At 73.9% G+C, this 20,806-nt stretch carries 17 protein-coding genes; 10 read left to right on the top strand and 7 right to left on the bottom strand.

Annotated elements, in window-relative coordinates; genetic code table 11:
• Window positions 1–973 (top strand): PQQ-binding-like beta-propeller repeat protein (locus ABD52_RS32005; protein ID WP_047894202.1); only part of this gene is annotated, 973 nt, incomplete at its 5' end.
• Here the strand turns inward: ABD52_RS32005 and ABD52_RS32010 are convergent.
• Complete coding sequence (locus tag ABD52_RS32010; RefSeq protein ID WP_047894203.1) at window positions 974–2,263, bottom strand: peptidase C39 family protein; 1,290 nt, start codon at window positions 2,261–2,263, stop codon at window positions 974–976.
• A gap of 448 nt (window positions 2,264–2,711) precedes the next feature.
• Here ABD52_RS32010 and ABD52_RS32015 point away from each other — a divergent pair, with 448 nt between their 5' ends.
• The 4 genes from ABD52_RS32015 (at window position 2,712) to ABD52_RS32030 (ending at window position 7,930) form a co-directional block, all read left to right on the top strand.
• Entirely contained in the window at window positions 2,712–3,380 is a 669-nt protein-coding gene (locus tag ABD52_RS32015) for a response regulator transcription factor (protein WP_013284809.1), read from the top strand.
• Between the two features lie 20 nt (window positions 3,381–3,400).
• Window positions 3,401–4,543 carry a cell wall metabolism sensor histidine kinase WalK gene (locus tag ABD52_RS32020; protein WP_030274537.1) on the top strand — a complete coding sequence of 381 codons (1,143 nt, stop codon included), beginning with the start codon at window positions 3,401–3,403 and terminating at the stop codon, window positions 4,541–4,543.
• 205 nt (window positions 4,544–4,748) lie between these two features.
• Window positions 4,749–7,298 (top strand): malectin domain-containing carbohydrate-binding protein, encoded by a 2,550-nt coding sequence (locus ABD52_RS32025; protein ID WP_047894204.1) that lies wholly within the window; start codon window positions 4,749–4,751, stop codon window positions 7,296–7,298.
• Window positions 7,299–7,543: 245 nt separating this feature from the next.
• Complete coding sequence (locus ABD52_RS32030) at window positions 7,544–7,930, top strand: VOC family protein (RefSeq protein ID WP_013284812.1); 387 nt, start codon at window positions 7,544–7,546, stop codon at window positions 7,928–7,930.
• A 57-nt stretch (window positions 7,931–7,987) separates the two neighbouring features.
• On the opposite strand, the gene ABD52_RS32035 is transcribed toward ABD52_RS32030, so the two are convergent.
• From ABD52_RS32035 to ABD52_RS32050, 4 genes are all read right to left on the bottom strand, one after another.
• Window positions 7,988–8,761 (bottom strand): hypothetical protein, encoded by a 774-nt coding sequence (locus tag ABD52_RS32035; protein WP_013284813.1) that lies wholly within the window; start codon window positions 8,759–8,761, stop codon window positions 7,988–7,990.
• 188 nt (window positions 8,762–8,949) lie between these two features.
• On the bottom strand, window positions 8,950–11,013 hold the full coding sequence (locus tag ABD52_RS32040; protein ID WP_047894205.1) for a 3-hydroxyacyl-CoA dehydrogenase NAD-binding domain-containing protein: 2,064 nt from the start codon (window positions 11,011–11,013) through the stop codon (window positions 8,950–8,952).
• Window positions 11,010–12,206 (bottom strand): thiolase family protein, encoded by a 1,197-nt coding sequence (locus ABD52_RS32045; RefSeq protein WP_047894206.1) that lies wholly within the window; start codon window positions 12,204–12,206, stop codon window positions 11,010–11,012. Before ABD52_RS32045 ends, ABD52_RS32040 begins: the two co-directional genes overlap by 4 nt.
• Before the next feature lie 103 nt (window positions 12,207–12,309).
• Complete coding sequence (locus ABD52_RS32050) at window positions 12,310–13,629, bottom strand: ribonuclease D (RefSeq protein ID WP_047894207.1); 1,320 nt, start codon at window positions 13,627–13,629, stop codon at window positions 12,310–12,312.
• 307 nt (window positions 13,630–13,936) lie between these two features.
• Between ABD52_RS32050 and ABD52_RS32055 the strand changes: the two genes are divergently transcribed.
• Window positions 13,937–15,445: a trypsin-like peptidase domain-containing protein gene (locus tag ABD52_RS32055; protein WP_235437623.1), complete on the top strand. Its 1,509-nt coding sequence runs from the start codon at window positions 13,937–13,939 to the stop codon at window positions 15,443–15,445.
• A gap of 87 nt (window positions 15,446–15,532) precedes the next feature.
• On the top strand, window positions 15,533–16,348 hold the full coding sequence (locus ABD52_RS32060) for a hypothetical protein (protein ID WP_013284818.1): 816 nt from the start codon (window positions 15,533–15,535) through the stop codon (window positions 16,346–16,348).
• A gap of 69 nt (window positions 16,349–16,417) precedes the next feature.
• Here ABD52_RS32060 and ABD52_RS32065 read toward each other — a convergent pair whose 3' ends face one another.
• Window positions 16,418–16,990, bottom strand: a complete 573-nt coding sequence (locus ABD52_RS32065; RefSeq protein ID WP_013284819.1) for a DUF3000 domain-containing protein — start codon at window positions 16,988–16,990, stop codon at window positions 16,418–16,420.
• Window positions 16,991–17,163: 173 nt separating this feature from the next.
• Here ABD52_RS32065 and hemE point away from each other — a divergent pair, with 173 nt between their 5' ends.
• The 3 genes from hemE to hemQ are packed head-to-tail and all read left to right on the top strand — an operon-like array spanning window position 17,164 to window position 20,372.
• Entirely contained in the window at window positions 17,164–18,255 is a 1,092-nt protein-coding gene (gene hemE / locus ABD52_RS32070; RefSeq protein WP_200905273.1) for a uroporphyrinogen decarboxylase, read from the top strand.
• A 9-nt stretch (window positions 18,256–18,264) separates the two neighbouring features.
• Window positions 18,265–19,674, top strand: coding sequence for a protoporphyrinogen oxidase (hemG, locus tag ABD52_RS32075; RefSeq protein ID WP_047894210.1), 1,410 nt, complete (start codon window positions 18,265–18,267; stop codon window positions 19,672–19,674).
• Window positions 19,671–20,372 (top strand): hydrogen peroxide-dependent heme synthase, encoded by a 702-nt coding sequence (gene hemQ / locus ABD52_RS32080; protein WP_047894211.1) that lies wholly within the window; start codon window positions 19,671–19,673, stop codon window positions 20,370–20,372. The genes hemG and hemQ overlap by 4 nt, the downstream gene beginning before the upstream one ends.
• Window positions 20,373–20,418: 46 nt before the next feature.
• Here the strand turns inward: hemQ and ABD52_RS41500 are convergent.
• Window positions 20,419–20,806, bottom strand: a 388-nt coding sequence (locus ABD52_RS41500; RefSeq protein WP_047894212.1) for a cellulose binding domain-containing protein, incomplete at its 5' end; no start/stop codon positions are given.

Consider the following 20,806-nt stretch of genomic DNA (forward strand, 5'->3'; position numbering starts at 1 on the left):
CACCGACGGCGACCACGTACTCGGGCTCACCGCCGTGGCCGGGGGACTGCTGGTGACGAGCAGCCCGGCCGGGGACGGCGACTCCGTGTCGGCCATGCTCGACCCGGCCACCGGCACGCTGCGCTGGCGGCATCCCGGCTACCCGGTCCGGACCGCATCGGGCGGCCTGCTGCTGGAGAACCCCCGCCCACCAGGTGCGGGCACGGTGCGGGCCGTGGACCCGGCCTCCGGCGCGGTGCGGTGGACGCTGCCCGTGCCGGGCCAGGAGGTGGGGTACCGCCACGACGACCACGGGGTGACGCAGCTCGTGCTGGTCACCCCGCAGGGCCGGGTGACCGTGTACGACGCGGACTCCGGCGCGGTCGCGCACACCGGCCGGGTGGCGCCCGCAGCCGATCGCGCCGCCTACCGGTACGCGCAGGTGGTGGCCGACCTCCTGCTGGTCGAGGACGCCCGGGGCACGGTCACCGGATACGGGCTGGACCGGCTCGACGAGCGATGGAGCCTGCCGGTCGGCTCCCGCGCCGGGCTCTGGTTCGCCGACTGCGCCGGGATGGTGTGCCTGCGCGACCAGGAGGGCGGTGCGCAGGCCCTCGACCCGGCCACCGGCCGTCCGGCCTGGTCGGACGAGCGCTGGCTGGGGATGGGCCCGGTAGGCGACCGGCTGATCGCCGCCGAGCGCGGGGTCGGGGAGGAACTGGAACTGTCGGCGCTCGACCCGCCGACCGGCCGCGTGCTGGCCCGGCTCGGGCGCTGGCGCGTCTCCGGCAACGACCTCCCGTCCGGGCCGCTACTAGGGCTGCGCACGCTCACCGAGGACCGGACGCTCGTCGGCGCGCTCGACGTGGCGGCCGGGCAGGTACGGATCCGGGGGATCCTGCCCGGCGCCTGGTCCGAGTGCGCGGACACGGGTACGGAACTGGTGTGCCTGCGACCGACCGGCGGCATGGCGATCTGGCCGGTCGGCCGCTGATCACCAGTTGGCCTGCGCCGGAGGCGGCGGCAGCGGCGTCGACCCGGGCCGCAGCACGTACGCGATCCCGCCGCTGCCCGCCTGCCAGGCGCTCTCGAACGGCCCGCGCGGCACGGTGCGGCGGACCCGCTCGTCGTCCGGGGCGTACGGGTCGTTGAGCACCGGGTCGCCCTCGGCGGTGAAGCCGGCCAGCACCATGAGGTGCCCCCGGGTGTCGTAGTCCAGTCCGGGCACCTGACCGGCGGTGAACGCGGCCGAGACGATCAGCGGGATGCCGGCGGCCACGAACCGTTCCGCCTCGGCCAGCGAGCGCAGCCGGGTGACGAAGGCGTCCACCCCGTGCGTCGCCGCGTACGCCGTGTTGAACGGCCAGTTGCCCGGCCCGCCGAAGGCGTGGTCGTAGCAGTGCCGGGCGGCGTGCACCACCTGCGGACGCGGGCCGGGCGGTGCCACCCAGGCGTACCGGTCCGCTGTGGGTCCGGTGCCCCAGAAGTCGAGCACCATCGACACGCAGGTGGGGCTGCACCAGGAGTCGCCGCCGCCACCCCAGCGGGTCTCCCCGGCGGCGTGCAGCCGCTGCGCGTAGCGCGGCACGTCCAGCACGCGCCCCCACGCGTCGCCGGCCTCCGCGGGGGCGGCCTCCGCGCCGCCGGGCGGGTCGGTCGAGGCGACCACGCCCACGGTGCGCAGCACCGGGCCGGTGGGCGCGTCGAGGCGGCGCAGCAGGGTCACCCGGACCTGCCAGCCGGTCACCGTCGCGCCGGTCACCCGCAGCGTGTCGGCGGCGACCCGCGCCCGGTCGTCCTCCTGCCCGGGTACTGAGGCGCGGTGCACGGCGCTGTCGTCGGCGGCCCAGTGGCCCAGCTCGTACCAGCCGGTGGCGGCCGTGCCGTCGGCCCAGCCGCGCATTTCGACCCGCAGCCAGCAGCCGGGCGGGGTGTCTGCGGTCCACGAGGGCACCAGTTCGGTGACGGTGAAGCCGACGGCCGTCACGGGAGAGGTCCAGGTGCCGGCGGCGTACCCGGCCGTGGTCCCGGAGTGCGGATCGGTGTGCGTGACCCGGCCGGCCGAGCCGTCGAGCGTCAGGCCGTCCGGCCCGGCGCGCAGCCCGTCCGCACGACCCCGGTCCCGGTCCGCCGGGAAGCGGAACCGGCGGTACGCGATGTCGCGGCCGCTCATCGGGAACCCGCCCGGCGCGGCCGTGACCTGTGCCTGCTGCGCTTGTCGATCATCGCCGCCGAGCATCGCGTACCCGAAGGTTTTCTGCAACGGCGGCCCGTGCCGCCGCACGCGGCCGGCCCTCCCGCCGTGCTGTCACCGACCGTAGCCGCAGCGCATCAGCGGCATGGTCCCCCGCGTGCCCTTTGCTCTGCAGCCACCGACGCATCCGTGACGTACGGCTACCGCTGCGCATGAGGCTGCAGAGCAAAGGGCGCGGAGGGGTATCTCCGCCGCCGGGGACCGCTTCGCCGTTTCGGCTGTTCAAGGAGATCTGGCTCGCCGGCTGTCCGGTTTGGCCGGGTGAGCGGCCATCACGGTGCGTGACGCACCGGTGAAGAGGCGTCAGCGTTACGAAGAGTCACCACTCGGGGTCCCGGGCGCGGCTAGGTGGCCCGAGCGCACCACCCGCGCTCCCCGGCGGTGCGCTCGTCGACGGGCGTCTCGGGGGTCGGCTCCTCCGGCGGCGGGTTTTGCCTGCCGCACTAGGTTGTCAGGGGTCACGAGGTGGGAGGCCGGGATGCGGGTACTGGTGGTCGAGGACGAGCGCAACCTCGCCGACGCGATCGCGCGCGGGCTGCGCAAGCGCGGGATGGCTGTCGACGTCGCCTACGACGGCGACGCCGGGCACGAGGCGGCGTTCGTCACCCGCTACGACGTGGTGATCCTGGACCGCGACCTGCCCGGCGTGCACGGCGACCGGATCTGCGCCGACCTGGCCGCCTCCGGCGCGCTGACCCGGGTGCTGATGCTGACCGCCAGCGTCACGGTCGCCGACCGGGTCGAGGGGTTGCAGCTCGGCGCCGACGACTACCTGGCCAAGCCGTTCGCGTTCGACGAGCTGGTGGCCCGGGTGCAGGCGCTCGGCCGCCGCGCCACCCCGGCCGCGCCGCCGGTGCTGGAGGTGGCCGATCTGGTGCTCGACCCGGCCCGCCGGGTGGTGAGCCGGGGCGGCGTGCCGCTCGACCTCACCAACAAGGAGTTCGGCGTGCTCGCCGAGCTGCTCAAGGCGCGCGGCGCGGTGGTGTCCAGCGAGGAGCTGCTGGAGCGGGTCTGGGACGCCAACACCGACCCGTTCACCACGATCGTCCGCGTCACCGTGATGACACTGCGCAAGAAGCTCGGCGACCCGCCCCTCATCGACACCGTCGTGGGCGCGGGCTACCGCATCGGCGGGGTACGGCAGTGAGCGCGCGGAGCGCCCGCCGGGTGCGGCCGACGCTGCGGCTGCGGCTGACCCTGCTCAACGGCGTGCTGCTGGTCGGCGCGGGGGCGATCCTGGTGCTGCTGGCCTGGCTGCTGGTCCGCGACGCGCTGCGCCCCACCGACGAGCTGCTACCGGGCACCACTGTGGTGCTCACCGACGGGCGCACGCTCGACGCCGGGCAGTGGCAGCGGCAACTGGTGGACGCCGCGTCACAGGAACTGCTGGTCAAGGGTCTGCTCGCGCTGGTGGCGATCAGCGTGGTCGGTGTGGCCGGGGCGTACCTGGTGGCCGGCCGGGCGCTGCGCCCGCTGCACCAGGTCACCGCCACCGCCCGCCGGCTCGGTGAGGCCACGCTCGACGAGCGGATCGGCTGGTCCGGCGCCGACGACGAGGTGGCCGAGCTGGCCGAGACGTTCGACGCCATGCTCGACCGGATCAGCGGTGCCTTCGAGGCGCAGAAACGGTTCGTCGCGAACGCCTCGCACGAGCTGCGGACGCCGCTGGCGGTGATGCGTACCGAAATCGACGTGACGCTCAGCGACGACGACGCCGACCTCGCCGAGTACCGCCGCATGGCCGGCGTGGTGCGCGACGCCTCCGAACGCGCCAACGGCCTGGTCGACGCGCTGCTGGTGCTGGCGCGCAGCGAGGCGCAGACCGGCCGGCGGCTCGCCCGGCGTGCCGAGTCGGACCTCGCCATCGGTACCGCGAACGCGCTGTCAGCGGTCTCCCGGGAGGTGGAGCGCATCGGCCTGAAGGTGCACACCTCGCTGCGCCCGGCGCCGGTGGTCGGCGACCCCGGGCTGCTCGACCGGCTCGCCGGCAACCTGGTGGAGAACGCGGTCCGCTACAACCACCTGCACGGCCGGATCTGGATACGCACCGGCACCGACGGGGAACGGTCCTGGCTGGTCGTGGGGAACACCGGCTTCGAGGTCGCCCCGGCCGACGTACCCGGGCTGTTCGAGCCGTTCCGGCGCGGCGGCCAGGAACGCACCGGCGCGCGCGGCTCTGGTCTCGGCCTGTCGATCGTGCGGGCCGTCAGCGACGCGCACGGCGGCACGGTGAAGGCGGTCGCCCAGCCCGGCGGCGGCCTCGAGGTGACAGTCACGCTTCCGTCGGCCGACCCGGCGGCGGCCACCTGACCGCCGACCCGGCCCGTCCAGCCGGTGAGGCGGCCTCACCTTTTCGTGCGACCGGCCTCGGCTGTCCCGGCCGGACCCGACGGTGGTCGGCCCCCGGCGGCACGGTGGTCGGGCAGAATGCGCCGCTCCCGCTGGACGCGGAGCCGGGGATCAACGGAGAGTAAGCGCAGCGACGCCTCACCCTGCTCACCCACCGGAGCTGCCCGTGACCCACCCCTCGGCCCCGCGCCGCCGCCGTCTTCTCGCGGTCCTCACCGCCGGCGCCCTCACCGTCGCCGGCCTCTCGCCGGCCACGCCCGCGGCAGCCGTCGCCGCGCCCGGCCACGACAAAGTGGTCCACACCGTCCCCTCCACCGCCTCGCCCGACGTCCAGGACGGCTCGGTCGACGCGATCCACGACGCCGGTACGAAGATCATCGCGGGCGGCTCCTTCACCCGGGTGCAGAACCGCAACTCCGACGTCGACATCCCCCGCGACTACCTGCTCGCCTTCGACAAGGCCACCGGGCAGGTGGACACCGCGTTCGCGCCCACGCTCGACAACGAGGTGACGGCGGTCGTCGCCGGTCCCACAGCGGGCACGGTCTTCGTCGCCGGCAAGTTCAACACCGTCAACGGCGTGACCCGGCGCAAGGTGGCCCTGCTCGACGTCGCCACCGGTGCGGTCGTCACCAGCTTCACGCCGCCGGCGTTCAACGGTCTGATCAAGGACATCGCGCTCGTCGGCGACCGGCTGCTGGTCGGCGGCATCTTCACCACGGCCGGCAACCCCAACCCGCGCGGCGGGCTCGCGTCGCTCAACGCCACCACCGGCGCGGTCGACAGCTACCTCACCACGGCGCTGACCGAGAACCACAACTGGGACGGCGTCAGCGGCGCCAAGGCCGGCGTGGGCGCGGAGAAGCTCGCCGTCTCCCCGGACGGCACGCAGCTCGTCGTCATCGGCAACTTCAAGAAGGCCGACGGGGTCCTGCACGACCAGATCGTCAAGATCGACCTGGGCGCCACCGCCGCCACCGTCGCGGACTGGAACACGGCCCGCTACACGCCGCGCTGCAAGTGGCAGTCGTTCGACTCGTACGTCCGCGACGTCGCGTTCTCCCCGGACAACAGCTACTTCGTGGTGGTCACCACCGGCGCCCCGTACGGCGGGACGCTCTGCGACACCGCGGCCCGCTGGGAGGCCGGCGCGACCGGCAGCAGCCTCCAGCCGACCTGGGTCGACTACAGCGGCGGCGACACGTTCCTGTCCGTCGGCATCAGCGAGCAGGCGGTCTACGTCGGCGGCCACCTCCGCTGGCTCAACAACAGCACGGGAACCGACAACGCCCGGGCCGGCGCGGTCGGCCGGGCCAGCATCGCCGCGCTCGACCCCGCCAACGGCCTACCGCTGTCCTGGAACCCGGGCCGGCACCCGCGCGGCATCGGCGCCTCCGAGATGCTCGTGACCCCGAGCGGCCTCTGGGTCGGCGGCGACACACTCTGGATCGGCAACTTCCAGTACCGCCGGGAACGGATCGCGTTCTTCCCGCTCGCCGGTGGCAAGGCACCGCACCCGACCACCACGGCGACGCTGCCCGGCAACGTGTACCAGGCCGGCCTGCCGAAGCCGACCAACGTGCTGTACCGGGTGAACGCCGGCGGCCCGGTGGTCGCCGCCGCCGACGGCGGACCGGACTGGGCGGCCGACACCGGCTCCAGCCCCAGCCCGTACCACAACACCGGCAGCTCGACCTCCAGCTTCAACACGGTCGGCAGCCTGGACGCGACGGTGCCGGCCGGCACCCCGGCCGCGCTCTACAGCGACGAGCGGTACGACCCGGCCGGCGGCGCGGAGATGCTCTGGCAGTTCCCGGTGCCCGCCGGCACCGAGGTGCACGTGCGGCTCTACCTGGCCAACCGGTACGACGGCACCTCCGCGCCCAACACGCGCGTCTTCGACGTGGCGCTGGACGGCGCGGTCGTCCTCGACGACCTGGACCTGTCCGCCAGCGTCGGGCACAACGTGGGCACCATGCGGGAGTTCACGGTGACCAGCGACGGCACCGTCGACATCGAGTTCCGCCACGTCAAGGAGAACCCGCTCGTCGACGCCGTCGAGATCGTCAAGACCGGGCCTCCGCCGGCCGGCACCGGCGAGGAGGTGCAGGTCCGCTCGTACGACGGGCTGACCGGCGTCGGCGCGCCCGCTGCGGTGGCGAACCCGGACGAGACCGCGTGGTCCGCCACGCGCAACGCGTTCTGGGTCGGCGGGACGCTGTTCTACGGCACCGGCGGCGCGCTGTGGCGGCGTACGTTCGACGGCACCACGTTCGGCACGCCCGAGCTGGTGGACCCGTACCACGACCCGTACTGGGACACCGTGGTGACCAACTCGGGTCCGGAGGGGCAGACGTACGTCGGCGCGACCACCGGCTTCTACGCCGAGATCCCGAACGTGACCGGCATGTTCTACACCGGCGGTCGGCTCTACTACACGCTGACCGGGCAGAACGGCCTGTTCTGGCGCTGGTTTACGCCGGACAGCGGCGTGGTCGGCGCCGACCGGTTCTCCGTGGCCGGGGCGAGCGGGTTCTCCGACGCGGGCGCCGTCTTCGTGGCCGGCTCCACGCTCTACAAGGTGAACCGGAGCACCGGTGACCTGTCCGCCGTCGACTGGGTGAACGGCGCTCCGTCGGGGACGTTCACGGTGCGCAGCGGCCCGGCGGTCGACGGCGTCGACTGGCGCGCGAAGGCGGTCTTCGTCGGCCCGTAAGGAAGGGCCCCTTCTTAACGCCTGCGGTAGAGGAAGGGCCCCTTGTTAACACCTCGCTGTTAACAAGGGGCCCTTCCTTGCACGAGCGGGGTTGTGTGCGCGGCGCGGGCGGTGGAATGATCAACCGGTCAGCCCGAGAGGTGGAAGGGGGTGTGGTCGATGTTCTTTGTGAACCGTCCCGCGCCCCGCGTTCCCCGCTGACGTTCCCACTCCGCCGGGGCGCGCTCCCCACAGGAGGAAGCACAGTGAGTGCACAGATCCACTGCGTGACAGTCGAAACCGACGACCCGTACGCCCTGGCCGGCTGGTGGGCACGCGTGCTCGACCGCCGGCTCGCCGACGACGACCACCCGGGCGACCCGGAGGCGGTCCTCGCCGCACCCGACGGGCACGGCCCCGACCTGCTGTTCGTTCGGGTGGACGAGCGGCACGGCAAGGGCGCGTTCCACCTCGACCTGCACCCGGCCGAGGGCACCCGGGACGAGGAGGTGGCGCGGCTGCGCGAGCTCGGCGCCGCGCTGGTGGCCGACCGGCGCCGCCCGGACGGAACCGGCTGGGTGGTGCTCGCCGACCCCGAGGGCAACGAGTTCTGCGTCTGCCGGAGCCCTGCCGAGCGGGCCGCGTCCGCCTGATCCGGAAACGACACCGGGCCCCCGCCGTCACGGCGGGGGCCCGGTGCGTGACGGGTGTCAGTCCTGCTTCTCGATCTCGCCGCGCATCGTCACGAACTCCGACTGGAGCTCGGCCGCGGACTTGAAGTAGACGACCACCATGCCGAGGCTGCCCCGGTCGGCCCAGATGCAGACGGCCACCGGCACGTCCGAAGCCTTGCCGTCGGAGCACTTGGCGTCGCCGCCCAGCGGGCCCGCGTCGACAGTCTTGAAGTCCTTGGTGGCCAGGTCCGGGGTGACCGCCGCGGTGGCGTCGGCCAGTTCCTTCTTCGGGTCCGCCATCACGCCGGACACCGCGACGATCATGACCAGGTCCTTCTTGGCCGGGTCGCCGTAGAAGGCGCCGACGGTGCTGGTCGCGTCCGGCACGTCCTTGCTGAGCTCGGACTTCATCTGCGCCGCGGCGGTCTGCAGCTGCGGGTCGGTGACCTTGGCCCGGCCGCCGAGCGTCTGCGGCTCGACCACCCGCGTCTTGGTGGCGGTGACCACCTCGTTGACGGTGTCCTTCGTGGCGAAGTAGGCGGCGACACCACCGCCGACGCAGAGCACCAGGACCACCGCGAGGACGATCAGCAGGACCTTGCCCACGCCGGACTTCTTCGGCGGGACCGGCGCACCGAGCTGGCTGCCGTACTGCGGCTGCTGCGGCGGGTAGTCGCCGCCGTACTGCTGCTGGGGAGCCTGCGGGTAGTCACCGCCGTACTGCGGCTGCTGCGGCGGCTGGTAGCCACCGGGCTGTTGCTGGGGGGAGGGGTAGTTGCCGGAGTAGGGACTGGACGGCGGCTGGGACATGTAGGCAGCTCCTGTGAGAAAACTGGACGCGTGATGGTAGCCAGCACCACCGACAGCCCGCTGTCCGCACAAGGGCGGCGACGCCAAACCGCGACCTACCCGTGACCTGGGCCGCAGACGCCGATCGCGGTGGCCGGGCCGTCCGGAACGGACAGCCCGACCACCGCGATCGATGCGTTGCGGTCGCCTCAGCGCAGGCTTGCCACGCCGTGCGGCAGGAACCGCTTGCCGGTCACCCGCTCGGAGGTGCCGGTCCGGTCCAGGTACGGCGTGACGCCGCCCAGGTGGAACGGCCAGCCGGCGCCGAGGATCATGCACAGGTCGATGTCCTGCGCCTCGGCGACGACGCCCTCGTCGAGCATGAGCCGGATCTCCTGCGCCAGCGCGTCCAGCGCGTTCTGCCGGACCTGCTCGGCGGTGAGCGGCTCGTCGCCGACCACGAGCAGCTTCGCGACCTCGTCGTTGATCTGATCGTCGACCACGATCGGCTGGCCCGAGTCGGCGATCCGCTTGAGGTTCTCGCTGACGCCGAACCGGTCCGGGAACGCCTCGTGCAGGGTGCCGCCGACGTGGTAAGCCACGGCCGGCCCGACGAGCTGGAGCAGCGCCAGCGGACGCATCGGCAGACCCAGCGGGTCCAGCGCGCTGTTCGCCACGTCCAGCGGGGTGCCCTGGTCGACGGCGGCGAACACGGTGCCGAGGAAGCGGGTCAGCAGCCGGTTCACCACGAACGCCGGAGCGTCCTTCACCAGCACCGACGACTTCCTGAGCTGCTTGCCGACCGCGAACGCGGTGGCCAGCGTGGCGTCGTCGGTCCGCTCGCCGCGGACGATCTCCAGCAGCGGCAGCACCGCGACCGGGTTGAAGAAGTGGAAGCCGACCACCCGCTCCGGGTGCTCCAGTTCGGCGGCCATCTCGGTGATGGACAGCGAGCTGGTGTTGGTGGCGAGCACCGCCTCCGGCTTGACGATCTTCTCCAGCTCGGCCCAGACCTGCTTCTTGACGCCCAGGTCCTCGAACACGGCCTCGATGACGAAGTCGGCGTCGGCGAAGACGGACTTGTCGACCGAGCCGCTGACCAGGCCGTACAGCTTGGCCGCGGTGCCCTTGTCCATCCGGCCCTTGCTGACGGCCTTCTCGATCTGGGTGTGCACGTAGCCGACGCCGGAGTCCACGCGGGACTGATCCAGGTCGGTCATCACGACCGGCACCTGAAGACGCCGGGCGAACAGCAGCGCGAGCTGGCTGGCCATCAGGCCGGCGCCGACGATGCCCACCTTGGTGACCGGACGGGCCAGGCCCTTGTCCGGCGCGCCGGCCGGGCGCTTGGCCCGCCGCTGCACCAGGTCGAAGGCGTACAGGCCGCTGCGCAGCTCCTCGGAGAAGACCAGGTCCGCGAGGGCCTCGTCCTCCGCCGCGGTGCCGGTGGCGAAGTCGGCGTCCTTCGCCGTCTCCAGCAGGTCCAGCGCCTTGTACGCGGACGGGACCGCGCCGTGCAGCCGCTGGTCGAGGGTCTGCCGGGCGAAGTAGAGCACGCCCGCCCACATGTCCTTGTCGACCTCGGGACGGGTCACGGTGACCTCGCCCCGGACCACGCCGGCGGCCCACTCCAGCGACCGCTCCAGGAAGTCGGCCGGCTCCAGCAGCACGTCCGCGATGCCCATCTCGGCAGCCTGCTTCGGCTTGAGCATCTTGTTCTGCATCAGCGGGTTCTGGATGATCATCTGCGTCGCGGCCGGAATGCCGATCAGGTTCGGCAGCAGCTGCGTACCGCCCCAGCCGGGGATGAGGCCGAGCGAGACCTCGGGCAGCGCCAGGGCCGCCGCGCCCGCCGACAGCGTCCGGTAGTGGCAGTGCAGCGCCAGCTCCAGGCCGCCGCCCATCGCCGCGCCGTTGACGAACGCGAAGGTGGGGACGCCGCTGTCCTTGAGCCGGGCGAAGACCCGGTGGCCCAGCCGGCCGATCTCCAGCGCCTGCTCGCGGTTCTCCAGGGCCGGGAGGCTGGTGATGTCCGCGCCCACGCAGAAGATGTACGGCTTGCCGGTGACCGCGATGAACGCCGGCTCCGCCGACAGCGCGGCGGTGATCGCCTCGTCCAGGCTGGTCAGGCCGGCCGGGCCGAAGGTGTTCGGCTTGGTGTGGTCGAAGCCGTTGTCCAGGGTGATGAGGGCGGCGGGCCGGTCCAGCCCGGGTACGGCCACCTGGCGCAGCAGCGCCTTGGTGACGACCTCGTTCGGTGCGGCGAGGCTCACTTGTCTCCACCCTCCCAGTGCGGGTTCTCCCAGATCACGGTGCCGCCCATGCCGATGCCGATGCACATGGCGGTGAGGCCGTAGCGGACCTCGGGGTGCTCGGCGAACTGGCGGGCGAGCTGGGTCATCAGCCGGACGCCGGAGGACGCGAGCGGGTGACCGATGGCGATCGCGCCGCCCCACGGGTTGACCCGCGGGTCGTCGTCGGCGATGCCGAAGTGGTCGAGGAAGGCGAGCACCTGCACCGCGAACGCCTCGTTCAGCTCGAACAGGCCGATGTCGTCGATGCTCAGGCCGGCGATGCGCAGCGCCTTCTCGGTCGACGGGATCGGGCCGACGCCCATCACCTCGGGCTCGACGCCGACGAAGCCGAACGACACCAGGCGCATGCCGACCGGCAGGCCCAGCTCGCGGGCGGTCTCCTCGGCCACCAGCAGCGCGGCGGTGGCGCCGTCGTTCAGGCCGGCCGCGTTACCGGCGGTGACCTTGCCGTGCGGCCGGAACGGGGTCTTCAGCCCGGCCAGCTTCTCCATCGAGGTGTCCCGGGGCGCCTCGTCCACAGTGGCCAGGCCCCAGCCCGCCTCCGGGTCGCGGACCGCCACCGGCACCAGGTCGCCCTGGAGCGTGCCGTTGGCGTACGCCTTCGCGGTCTTCTGCTGCGAGGCCAGCGCGAACGCGTCGGTGCGCTCCTTGGTGATGTGCGGGACGCGGTCGTGCAGGTTCTCCGCGGTGGAGCCCATCACCAGGGCGGACGGGTCGACGAGCTTCTCCGCGACGATGCGCGGGTTGGGGTCGACGCCCTCGCCCATCGGGTGGCGGCCCATGTGCTCGACGCCGCCGGCGATGGCCACGTCGTACGCGCCCACGGCGATGCCGCTGGCCACGGTGGTGACGGCGGTCATCGCGCCGGCGCACATCCGGTCGATGGCGAAGCCGGGCACGGTCTTGGGCAGGCCGGCCAGCAGGGCGGCGGTGCGGCCGATGGTCAGGCCCTGGTCACCGATCTGGGTGGTGGCGGCGATGGCCACCTCCTCCACCTTCTCCGGCGGAAGTTGCGGGTTGCGGCGCATCAGCTCGCGGATGCAGCGGATCACCAGATCGTCGGCGCGGGTGTTGGCGTACATCCCACCCGCCTTGCCGAACGGGGTACGGACGCCGTCGACGAAGACGACATCCCGGACTTCACGGGGCACTTGGAGCCTCCCTCGGCACGGGCATTTCCCCGGATGCTACTCGCCAGTAACCAGACGTGGCACCACCCCCCGCGTGGCCCACCTCACACCCCGGCCGCGGAAGTCACTGCTGCGGGGTGTGCAACGCCTCCGTCAGCGCGGGCAGGAGCAGCCCGATCTGCCACTCCCGGGCACCGAAGCCGCGCAGCGTCTCCGCGACCGTCTCGTCGGTGATCTCCGCGGGCGGCTGCCACGCCAGCCGGCGGATCGAGTCCGGCGCGATCAGGTTCTCCGCCGGCAGCCGGTGCGACCCGGCGGTGCCGACCACCACCTCCCGGGCCCGGGCCAGCCGCCCGGCCGCCACCGGGTCGCGTTCGGCCCACCGGTGCGGCGGAGGCGGACCCTCCACCGCCGGGCTCACCGGCAGCGCGTCGTCCGGCAACTGGCGCGCGTCGTCCAGCGCCGCCAGCCAGGTACGCGCCAGCCGGCGCACCGACCGCCCACCGAACCCGGGGAGCGTGAGCAGCGTCTTCTCGTCCTTCGGGTCCAGCTCGGCGGCGGCCACGATGGCCGAGTCGGGCAGTACCCGGCCCGGCGCGGCGTCCCGGCGGGAGGCGATCTGGTCCCGCGCGTACCAGAGGGAACGCACCCGGGCCTGGGCCCGCGCGCCGCGTACCCGGTGGATGCCGGACGTGCGCCGCCACGGCTCGGCGCGGACGCGCGGCGAGGCGCCGTTGCGCACCAGCGCGTCGAACTCCTCCGCCGCCCAGCCCGACTTGCCCTGCCGCTGCAACTCCTCGTCCAGCGAGTCGCGCAGGTCGACGAGCAGTTCGACGTCGAGCGCCGCGTACGTCAGCCAGGACTCCGGCAGCGGCCGGCTCGACCAGTCGGCGGCGGAGTGGTGCTTCTCCAGGCTGAACCCGAGCAGCTGTTCGGTCAGCGCGGCCAGGCCGACCCGCTCGAAACCGGCCAGCCGGGCGGCCAGTTCGGTGTCGAACAACCGGCGCGGGCGCAGCCCCACCTCGGCCAGGCAGGCGAGATCCTGGCTGGCCGCGTGCAGCACCCACTCGGTCTCGGCGATCACCGCGTCCAGGGCGGACAGGTCGGGCAGCGGCAGCGGGTCGATGAGCGCGGTGCCGGCGCCGCCGCGGCGCAGCTGCACCAGGTAGGCGCGCTGGCTGTAGCGGTAGCCGGAGGCGCGTTCGGCATCGAGGGCCACCGGGCCGGTGCCGGCCGCGAAGCGGGCCACGACCTCGTCCAACTCGGCAGGTGTGGCCACCGGGGCGGGCGTGCCGTCGCGCGGCGCGGTCAGGGGGACGGCCGCGCCCGGTTCGGTCTCGGACCCCGCGTCCGCCGGCTCCGGCAGGGCCGACGTCGGCTGGGCGGACGCCTCCCCGGTACGGCTTTCGGCGGCCCGACGGCGCAGGGGTGGTTCGTCGGTCACCTGACAACCCTAGTAGGCCGGACGATCCGGTGTGCGCAGCCGGTCCGGCGTGTGTCGGCGCGATGGCCGTCAGGTGACCGGAAAGGTGCGGGTTGCGGGGCCGTGAGAGGGTCGGACAAGGGGGAAGACAAAGCCCGTTCCCGCCGGTACGGTCCATCGAGCCGCGAACGGCGTACGGGTGCCGCAGCGGGTCGGGGGGCGTCGGCGAAGCCGACGGGGAGGACGGTCGAGCATGACAGGCGGGTACGGAACCGGCGACGACGTGCCNCACGGCGGCGGCGACACGGCAGCCGACCGGCCGGGGCCGCTGCCGCCGCGCTTCGCCCCGCCCGCCGGTTCGGCCCCGGTGCCGGGATCGTTCCCCGGTGGATCCGAGTGGGCCGGCACCCCCGGCTACCCGGCGCGGGCCGCCGTCCAGCCGCCCGCCGGCTACCCGGGTCTCCCGGACCCGGCCGGCACGCCGCAGCCGACGCCCTACGCGGCCTCGTCCGGCGTCGCGACCCCGCCCGCCACGGCCCAGCCGGGCCAGCCGTCCTACGGCACCACGCCGTCCGAGCCGGGCCGGTCGTCCTACGGCTCCGCACCGGGCCAGCCGTCCTACGGCTCCGCGCCGGGCCAGCCGTCCTACGGCTCCGCACCGGGCCAGCCGTCCTACGGCTCCGCGCCGGGCCAGCCGTCCTACGGCTCCGCGCCGGGCCAGCCGTCGTCCTTCGGCGCCGTGCCGGCGCAGACCTCCCGGTCCGCCGCCCCGGCGTACCCGGGCCAGCCGGCCGCGTCACCGGCGTATCCGGGCCAGCCGGTCTCCGCGTCACCGTCCTATCCGGGCCAGCCGGTCTCCGCGTCACCGTCCTATCCGGGCGGGCCGGGCTCGTCGTCGTACCCGGACCGGGCGCCCGCCGCACCGTCGTATCCGGGCCTGTCCGGCAGCGGCCCGTCGTACCCCGGCCAGCCGGTGTCGGCACCGTCCCAGCCCGGTTCCGCGTACCCCGGTCAGGCGGCCCTCGTCGGCGGCCCGGCCGGCTTCGGCGCGCAGCCGGCGCGGCGCAGCCGGGTGGCGGTGGTGGCGCTGGCCCTTGCCGCCGTGCTGACGGTGGTCACCGGCGTGCAGGCGTACCAGATCTACCGGCTCGACGACCGGCTCGCCGCCGCCGACAAGCGGATGGCCGAGGGGCAGGGCACGGACGCCAGCCGGCTCGACGGCCTGGAGCAGCGCGCCGGCAGCCTGGAGAAGAAGGCCGGCGCGGCCTTCAACCCGGAGGCGGTGGCCAGCGCGGTGCTGCCGAGCGTGTTCCGGGTGCGGGCCGGGCAGTTCACCGGTACGGCGTTCGCCGTCGGCAAGGCCCCGTCCGGCGGCGGCACCACGCTGCTGACGAACTTCCACGTGGTCGAGTCGGTCTTCACCGCGGGTGAGCGCAAGGTGTTCCTGGAGCGCAAGGACCAGCGGTTCGAGGCGACCATCATCGCCACCGACAAGGACAAGGACCTGGCGCAGCTGCAGACCACCGCCAAGTTCACCGGGCTGGTCGCGGCCCGCGACCCGGTGCGGTCGGGCCAGCAGATCATCGTGGTCGGCGCGCCGCTCGGGTTGCAGGACAGCGTCACCACGGGCGTGGTCAGCGCGTTCCGCGAGGACGAGCGCGGCGGCGGCCCGGTGATCCAGTTCGACGCGCCGATCAACCCGGGCAACTCCGGTGGCCCGGTGATCAACGGCTCGAAGGAGGTCGTCGGCATCGCCACGGCCAAGGCCCGCAACGCCGAGGGCATCGGGCTCGCGGTGCCGATCAAGACCGCCTGCGACCGGTTCCGGCTCTGCTGACCGGTGGCCGCACCGGCCCGGCCGCACCGCATCGACCCCGGCCCATCGGGCCACCCCGCGGGGGACCAGCACATCTGGAGGAACGACATGTCCTACCCACCGGCCGGGGGCGACAACCCGCCCCCGGCGCCGGGGGGCACGGTCTACGGCAACCCGTACGGCAGCCGGCCCGCGCCCCAGCAGTACGACCCGAACCAGCCAGCGCCGACGCTGCACCAGCCCACCGTGTCCGACGGCGCCCCCGGGTACGGCGGATACCAGCCCGCCACGCCGGGACAGCCGGGATACGCGCCCGGCGCCGCCCCGGTGCCCCCGCCGGCGCAGCCGATGTCGGCGCCGCCGGTCTCCGTCCCGCCGGTCTCCGCCCCCGGCTACGCGCAGCCGATGTCGGTCCCGCCCGCGTCGGCTCCGCCGGTGTCCGGCCCCGGCTTCGGGCCGCCGCCGATGTCCGGGCCGCCCGGCCCGTACGGCCCGGTGGGTGCCCCGCCGGCCACCGGCGGCGGCAGGAAGTGGGCGGCCCTGGTGCTCGGCCTCGTCGCCGCGCTGCTGTTCGTCTTCGGCGGCGTGATGACGTTCCTGTACGTCTCCACGAACGGCGAGCTGGACAAGTCCCGGCAGACGGTCAGCCAGCGGGACGGCACGATCTCGGCGAACCAGCAGGAGATGGAGAAGCTCAAGGGTGAGCTGAAGGCGGTCCAGGAGCGGCTGTCGGACACCCAGCAGGACCTGACCGGCACCAAGAACGACCGGGACGAGCAGGCCCGGCAGAAGAAGGTCATCGCGAACTGCCTGGACAAGCTGACCACGGCCATGGCGGCGGCGTCGCGCGGCGACCGGGCCGCCTTCGAGGCGGCCAGCAAGGGCCTGGACAAGATCTGCGACGAGGCCGAGAACTACCTCTGACCGGCGTCCACCGAAGGCCGTCCCGGTTCGTCCGGGGCGGCCTTTCGTGTGTCCCCGGGCGGGGTGCGGTCAGGCGGCGCCGGCGGAGCGGCGGGTGGGCAGCGCGGTGACGCCGGGCGGCGGCAGGCCGGCCGTGGAGGCCAGCAGCGTGCACCAGCCGAGCAGGTGCGGGCCCAGGTCGGCGCGCAGCGGCGTCCAGGAGGCGCGGATCTCGATGTCACCGGCGGCGGGCGGCCCGGCCAGCTCGCCGAAGCGGGTGGAGAGCGTCTGGGTGACTGTGCCGCCGATCGCCCGGTGCCCGGCGCCCTGCGCGTCGAGCGCGTCGGTCAGCCAGGTCCAGCCGACACCGGGCAGCAGCGGATCGCTGGCCAGGTCGACCTCCAGTTCGGCGGTGACGTACGTGACCAGCCGCAGCGTGCCCTGCCACGCCTCGTGCCCGGCCGGGTCGTGCAGCAGGATCAGCCGGCCGGTGGCCACCTCGTCGTCGTCGCGCATCACGGCGGCGGAGAGCGCGAACGCGTACGGGGCCAGCCGCTGCGGCGCGCCGACCTCCTCCAGGATGATCTCCGGGCGGGGTGTGGCCGATCGCAGCCCCGCGACCGCGCGAGCGAACGTTTCCGGGAGCGCGATCGGGGGGGCCATGCGGGCAGCCTATGCCGCGCTCACCGCGCGGCGCGCGACGGCGCGCCGGGTGATCGACGGTTAAGAAGGGGCCCTTCCGCTACCGGAGGCGTTAAGCGGGGGCCCTTCCTTCTACGTCACAAATGCGGACGGTGAACGCGGGCGCGCACCGGGGGCGTGGCACGATTGCCGCGATGACCACCGACACCACGGGCACTGCCGCCCGAGACGGAGAACCCCGCCGCGGCGGGCCGGCCGACTCGCCCTTCGTCCGCGCCTGCCGGCGCGAGCCGGGCCCGCACACCCCGGTCTGGTTCATGCGCCAGGCCGGCCGGTCGCTGCCGGAGTACCGGGAGATCCGGGCCAACGTGCCGATGCTGGAGTCCTGCCGCCGGCCCGAGCTGGTCACCGAGATCACGCTGCAGCCGGTGCGCCGGCACGGCGTGGACGCGGCGATCCTGTTCAGCGACATCGTGGTGCCGGTCGCCGCGGCTGGCGTCGACCTGGACATCGTGCCCGGCACCGGGCCGGTGGTGGCCGAGCCGGTCCGTACCGCCGCCGACGTCGAGCGGATCAGCCCGATCGGCCGCGACGACGTGTCGTACGTGGACGAGGCGGTCCGCCGGCTCGTCGTCGAGCTGGGCGACACCCCGCTGATCGGCTTCGCCGGCGCCCCGTTCACGCTCGCCAGCTACCTGGTCGAGGGCGGCCCGTCGCGGACCCACGCCAAGACCAAGGCGCTGATGTACGGCGACCCGGACCTGTGGCACGCGCTGTGCGCGCGGCTGGCCGAGGTGACGCTGGCGTTCCTCCAGGTGCAGGTCGACGCCGGGGTCTCCGCGGTGCAGCTGTTCGACTCGTGGGCGGGCGCGCTCTCCGAGGCCGACTACCGCCGCTTCGTGCTGCCGCACTCGACGTACGTGCTGGGCGGGCTCGCCGACGCGGGTGTGCCGCGGATCCACTTCGGGGTGGGCACCGGCGAGCTGCTCGGCGCGATGGGCGAGGCCGGCGCCGACGTGGTGGGCGTGGACTGGCGTACGCCGCTGGACGTCGCCACCGGCCGGATCGGGCCGGACAAGGCGGTGCAGGGCAACCTCGACCCGACGGTGCTGCTCGCGCCCTGGCCGGCAGTGGAGACCGAGGTGCGGCGCATCGTCGAGCAGGGCCGGGCCGCTCCCGGCCACGTGTTCAACCTCGGTCACGGCGTCCTGCCGGAGACCGACCCCGAGGTGCTGACCCGGGTGGTCGCGCTGGTGCACGAGCTGACCGCGCGACCGGAGCGCTAGGAGGAGACAGTGGTGCGACCGTGGCGGGTGGCGATCGTCGGTGGCGGGATCACCGGGCTGGCCGCCGCCGTCCGGTTGCGCGACCGGGCTCCCGAGGGCACCGAGGTCACCGTGTACGAGCAGTCCGGCCGCCTCGGCGGCAAGCTGTTCACCGGTGAGCTGGCCGGCGGGCCGGTCGAGTTCGGCGCCGAGTCGTTCCTGATGCGCGACCCGGCCGGTGGCGAGTCGGCGGCGGTGACGCTGGCCCGGCGCCTCGGCCTGGACGCCTCGATCGTGCACCCCACAGTCGGGCAGGCCGCCCTGCTCGTCGACGGCACGTTGCACCAGGTGCCGGGCGGCACGCTCGTCGGCGTACCCGGGGATCTGGACAAGGTGGCGGCGGTCGCGCCGCCGGCCGCGGACGCCGACCGCGACGCGGGCCGGCCGCTGCTGGCAGACGGCGAGGACACCTCGGTCGGTGAGCTGGTCCGCAAGCGTCTCGGTGACGCGGTGGTGGACCGGCTGGTCGACCCGATGCTCGGCGGCGTGTACGCGGGGCGGGCCGACGACCTGTCGCTGGTCACCACGATGCCGGCGCTGGCCCGCGCGGCCCGTGCCGAGCACACGCTCGTCGGTGCGGTACGCGCCGCGCAGGCCGCCGCGCCGCGCGCGCCCGGCGCCCCCGTCTTCGGCACCCTGGCCGGTGGGCTGAGCACGCTCGTCGAGGCGGCGGCGACGGTGAGCGGGGCGACGATCCGCCGGGGCGCGGCGGTACGCGAGCTGCGCCGCACCCCGTCCGGCTGGCGGCTCACCGTCGGGCCGACCCGCGACGCCGAGCACGTCGAGGCCGACGCGGTGCTGCTCGCGGTGCCGGCCCGCCCGGCCGCCCGGCTGCTCGCCGCCGCCGCGCCCGAGGCGGCCGACACGGTCGGCGCGCTCGACTACGCGAGCGTCGCCCTGATCACCCTCGTCCTGCCGGGCCCGGCCCTGCCGGAGCTGTCCGGCTTCCTGGTGCCGGCCGGTGAGGGGCTGACGATCAAGGCGTCCACGTTCTTCACCACCAAGTGGGGGCACCTGCGGCGGCCGGACGGGCTGGCGCTGGTGCGCGCCTCGGTCGGCCGGTACGGCGACGAGAGATCGTTGCAGCTCACCGACGACGACCTGGCCGACACGGTGCACCGGGAGCTGTCGGCGGTGCTGGGCGCGCCGCTGCCGGCTCCGGTGGCCCGGCACGTGCAGCGGTGGGGTGGCGCGCTGCCGCAGTACACGCCCGGGCACACGGCCCGGGTGGCGGCGGTCCGGACGGCGCTGCGCGCCGCCCACCCGACGCTTGCGGTGGCCGGGGCCGGCTACGACGGCGTCGGCATCCCGGTCTGCGTCCGCTCCGGCGAGACGGCGGCCGAAGAGATCATCACGGCACTGGAAGGATCGGCAGCATGACCGAGCAGACCAACGCGGCGCGGCTGCGGGAGCTCAACGAGACCATCCGCTACACCATGTGGTCGGTGTACCGGGCCACCAGCCCGCTGCCGTCGCTGCGGGAGAACGTCGTCGACGAGGTCGAGTCGCTCTTCACCGAGCTGGCCGGCAAGGACGTCACGATCCGGGGCACGTACGACGTGGCCGGGCTGCGCGCCGACGCCGACCTGATGATCTGGTGGCACTCGTCGTCCAGCGACGCGCTCCAGGACGCGTACCTGCGGTTCCGCCGCACCACGCTGGGCCGGGCGCTCACCCCGGTCTGGTCGCAGATGGCGCTGCACCGGCCGGCCGAGTTCAACAAGAGCCACATCCCGGCGTTCCTGAACGACGAGGAGCCGCGCGCCTACCTGTGCGTCTACCCGTTCGTACGCTCGTACGAGTGGTACCTGCTGCCCGACGCCGAGCGGCGGGAGCTGCTGTCCGAGCACGGCAAGATGGCCCGGGGCTACCCGGACGTGCGGGCCAACACGGTGGCCTCGTTCGCGCTCGGCGACTACGAGTGGATGCTGGCGTTCGAGGCCGACGAGCTGCACCGGATCGTCGACCTGATGCGTGACCTGCGCGCCTCCGGCGCCCGCCGGCACGTACGGGAGGAGATCCCGTTCTACACCGGCCGCCGCCGCCCGGTCGCCGACATCGTCAACTGCCTGGTGTGAGGGTGCCCGGCCGGGGCCGTGAGTGCGGCCCCGGCCGGATCCCGGGTCAGGCGGTCGTCGTGCAGGACAGGATGCCGGGCACCGGGTTCGTCGCACTGGCCGAGCCGGTGAAGCCGAACGAGGTGCTCGCACCCGGCGCGAGCGAGCCGTTGTAGGCCACGTTGCGTGCCGTCACGAGCGTTCCGCTCGTTGTCACAGAGGCGTTCCACGCCGAGTTGACCTGCTGGCCGTTCTGGTAGTTCCAGCTCACCGACCAGCCGCGGATCGGCGAACCGCTGCCGTTCGTCACCTTCACGTCGGCCTGGAAACCGCCACCCCACGAACCGGTGATCGCGTACGTCGCGGTGCAGCCACCGGCCGGGTTCGGCGTGGTCGGCGGCGGGCTGGTGGGCGGCGTGCTCGTCGGCGGGGTGCTGGTGGGCGGCGTGCTGGTC

It is taken from the genome of Micromonospora sp. RV43 (genome assembly GCF_001029515.1).
Lineage (GTDB): Bacteria > Actinomycetota > Actinomycetes > Mycobacteriales > Micromonosporaceae > Micromonospora > Micromonospora aurantiaca.